This is a genomic window from Streptomyces sp. WELS2 (genome assembly GCF_013870595.1).
Lineage (GTDB): Bacteria > Actinomycetota > Actinomycetes > Streptomycetales > Streptomycetaceae > Streptomyces.
The window spans coordinates 1-2920 of the sequence record NZ_JACBWZ010000764.1; the positions used below are offsets into that span (position 1 = coordinate 1).

The 2920-nt window shown below is 69.6% G+C and carries 2 protein-coding genes; one reads left to right on the forward strand and one right to left on the reverse strand.

Annotated elements, in window-relative coordinates:
* Positions 1-49 precede the first annotated feature (49 nt).
* Entirely contained in the window at positions 50-643 is a 594-nt protein-coding gene (locus H5J33_RS29460; RefSeq protein ID WP_030616027.1) for a Uma2 family endonuclease, read from the reverse strand.
* Positions 644-825: 182 nt separating this feature from the next.
* On the opposite strand from H5J33_RS29460, the gene H5J33_RS29465 reads away from it, so the two are divergent.
* On the forward strand, positions 826-2634 hold the full coding sequence (locus tag H5J33_RS29465) for an ABC-F family ATP-binding cassette domain-containing protein (protein ID WP_181797852.1): 1809 nt from the start codon (positions 826-828) through the stop codon (positions 2632-2634).
* Positions 2635-2920 lie beyond the last annotated feature (286 nt).

The window sequence follows — 2920 nt, forward strand, 5'->3', positions numbered from 1 at the left end:
ACGGGTGGCGGCGGGGCCGGTGGCGGGGGCGACGGTTCTCTGAGGAGGCTCAGTACTGCTCGAAGGCGGTCAAGTCGATGTGGATGTCGTAGGGAACACTCACTTTGACTTGGTCGTGAAAGATGCCGGTCAGCGCATAGGTGCCGGTGGCCTCGCCGCGTTCGTACACCTGGACCACCGGGTGGTCGTCCTGGCCCGCCATCTCGACCAGCCAGTAGTGCGGGATGCCTGCCGCGGCGTACTTGTGCGGCTTGTAATCGCGGTCACGGGCCTCGGAGTCCGGTGAGACGACCTCGACGGCGAGAAGGACGTCGGCCGCCTTGAAGCAGGTCTGACGCGGGCCCGTGACAGCTTCTTTGCGCACCACGGAGATGTCCGGTTCCGGACCGTTACGCCGGTCCAGAACCACTGTCATCTCACACGCCACCTTCAGGTCGGGCGGCACGGTGCTGCGCAGTCCGTTCGCCAGCAGATGGATCACCGCGAAGTGGAAGTAGCGCTGCGGACTCACGAAGACCAGGCTCCCGTCGATCAGCTCGGTGTGCGGCGGGAGATCCGGCAGCGTGAACAGGTCGTCCACGGTGTAGCCGTCCTGCGGCGGCACCGGCCACTGGACGCGATGCTCTACGGACTCGGCGGTCATGGTTCCTCCCATGGACGGGATCCTGCTGCCTGCCCTCCACCGTAGCGGCCCAATCCCGATCACGTCATCACAAAGAGTGACAACCCCCTCGCGCCCCGCCCCTCACCCGTGAAGCCCTACGCTAGAAGGCTGACCCACACGGTGGAGCCGCATGTCGATACCGCCCCGCGCACAGGAGTGAAATGGCCGTCAACCTGGTCAATGTCGAGAACGTCAGCAAGGTCTACGGCACCCGTGCCCTGCTGGACGGCGTCTCGCTCGGCGTGTCGGAAGGGGACCGGATCGGGGTCGTCGGACGCAACGGCGACGGGAAGACCACCCTCATCCGGATGCTCGCCAAGCTGGAGGAGGCCGACACCGGAAGGGTCACGCACTCCGGCGGGCTGCGGCTCGGCGTGCTCACCCAGCACGACTCCCTCGACCCCGCCGCCACCGTCCGCCACGAGGTGATCGGCGACATGGCCGACCACGAGTGGGCTGGCAACGCCAAGGTCAGGGACGTGCTGACCGGACTGTTCGGCGGGCTGGACCTGCCGGGCTTCCCCAAGGGGCTGGACACGGTCATCGGGCCGCTCTCCGGCGGTGAGCGGCGCCGGATCGCGCTGGCCAAGCTGCTCATCGAGGAACAGGACCTGATCGTCCTGGACGAGCCCACCAACCACCTCGACGTCGAGGGCATCGCCTGGCTCGCCGAGCACCTGCGCAACCGGCGCTCGGCGCTGGTGTGCGTCACCCACGACCGCTGGTTCCTGGACCAGGTCTGCACCCGCATGTGGGACGTGCAGCGCGGTGACGTGTACGAGTACGAGGGCGGCTACTCGGACTACGTCTTCGCGCGCGCCGAACGCGAGCGGATCGCCGCCACCGAGGAGGCCAAGCGGCAGAACCTGGTGCGCAAGGAGCTGGCCTGGCTGCGGCGCGGCGCGCCCGCGCGGACCTCCAAGCCGCGCTTCCGGGTGGAGGCCGCCAACGAGCTGATCGCGGACGTGCCGCCGCCCCGGGACAGCAGCGAGCTGATGAAGTTCGCCTCCTCCCGGCTCGGCAAGACGGTCTTCGACCTGGAGGACGTCACCCTCCAGGCCGGGCCGAAGGTGCTGCTCCAGCACGTCACCTGGCAGCTCGGTCCGGGCGACCGGATCGGCCTGGTCGGCGTCAACGGCGCCGGGAAGACCTCGCTGCTGCGCGCCATGGCCGCCGCCGCCCGCACCGACGGCGAGGAGCAGCCCGCCGGGGGCCGGATCGCCGTCGGCAGGACGGTCAGGCTGGCCTACCTCTCCCAGGAGGTCGCCGAACTTGACCCCACCTGGCGGGTGCTGGAGGCCGTCCAGCGGGTCCGGGAGCGCGTCGACCTCGGCAAGGGGCGCGAGATGACGGCCGGGCAGCTGTGCGAGACGTTCGGCTTCGGCAAGGAGAAGCAGTGGACGCCGGTCGGGGACCTCTCCGGCGGCGAGCGGCGACGGCTCCAGCTGCTGCGGCTGCTCATGGACGAGCCCAACGTGCTCTTCCTGGACGAGCCCACCAACGACCTCGACATCGAGACCCTGACCCAGCTGGAGGACGTCCTCGACGGCTGGCCCGGCTCGATGGTCGTCATCTCCCACGACCGGTTCTTCGTGGAGCGGACGACGGACCGGGTGTTCGCGCTGCTCGGCGACGGCACCCTGCGGATGCTGCCGCGCGGCATCGACGAGTACCTGGAGCGGCGCCGGCGCATGGAGGAGGCGGTCGCCGAGCGGTCCGCCGCCGCGGCGCCCAAGCCGGCCACGGCGGAGAAGAGCGCCGCCGACCAGCGCGCCGCGAAGAAGGAACTCCAGAAGATCGAGCGCCAGTTGGACAAGATCTCCGAGAAGGAGTCGAAGCTGCACGCGCGGATCGCCGACAACGCCACCGACTTCGCGAAGGTGGCCGAACTGGACGCGCAGCTGCGGGATCTCGCCGGGGAGCGGGAGGAACTGGAGCTGCGCTGGCTGGAACTGGCGGAGGACGCCTGACCCTCGGCCCGGCGCGCGAAGGGGGCGCGTGCGCCGGGTGAAGGGGGCGTGAAGGCGCGTAACGAGGGCGTCACAGGCCGGTCCTCCCTTGGGAACCGGGGAGGGCGCGGCCCCCTGTGCTGTCGTCGCCGGGTGATAGAAAGAGCCGTCTGAAAATCGTCTGAGATACGGCCCAGGGCCGTCCGTCGCGTGCTTCGGGGCGTGGCTAAAAATCAGTGAACGAGGGGGAAGAGCGCTGATGACCCAGCCGCCCGACCAGCCGCCGCAGGGCGGGTTCGGAGCACCA

Coding starts and splice junctions, on each gene's coding strand:
- H5J33_RS29460 (WP_030616027.1), bottom strand. CDS start 643: ATGACCGCCGAGTCCGTAGAGCATCGCGTCCAGTGGCCGGTGCCGCCG.
- H5J33_RS29465 (WP_181797852.1), top strand. CDS start 826: ATGGCCGTCAACCTGGTCAATGTCGAGAACGTCAGCAAGGTCTACGGC.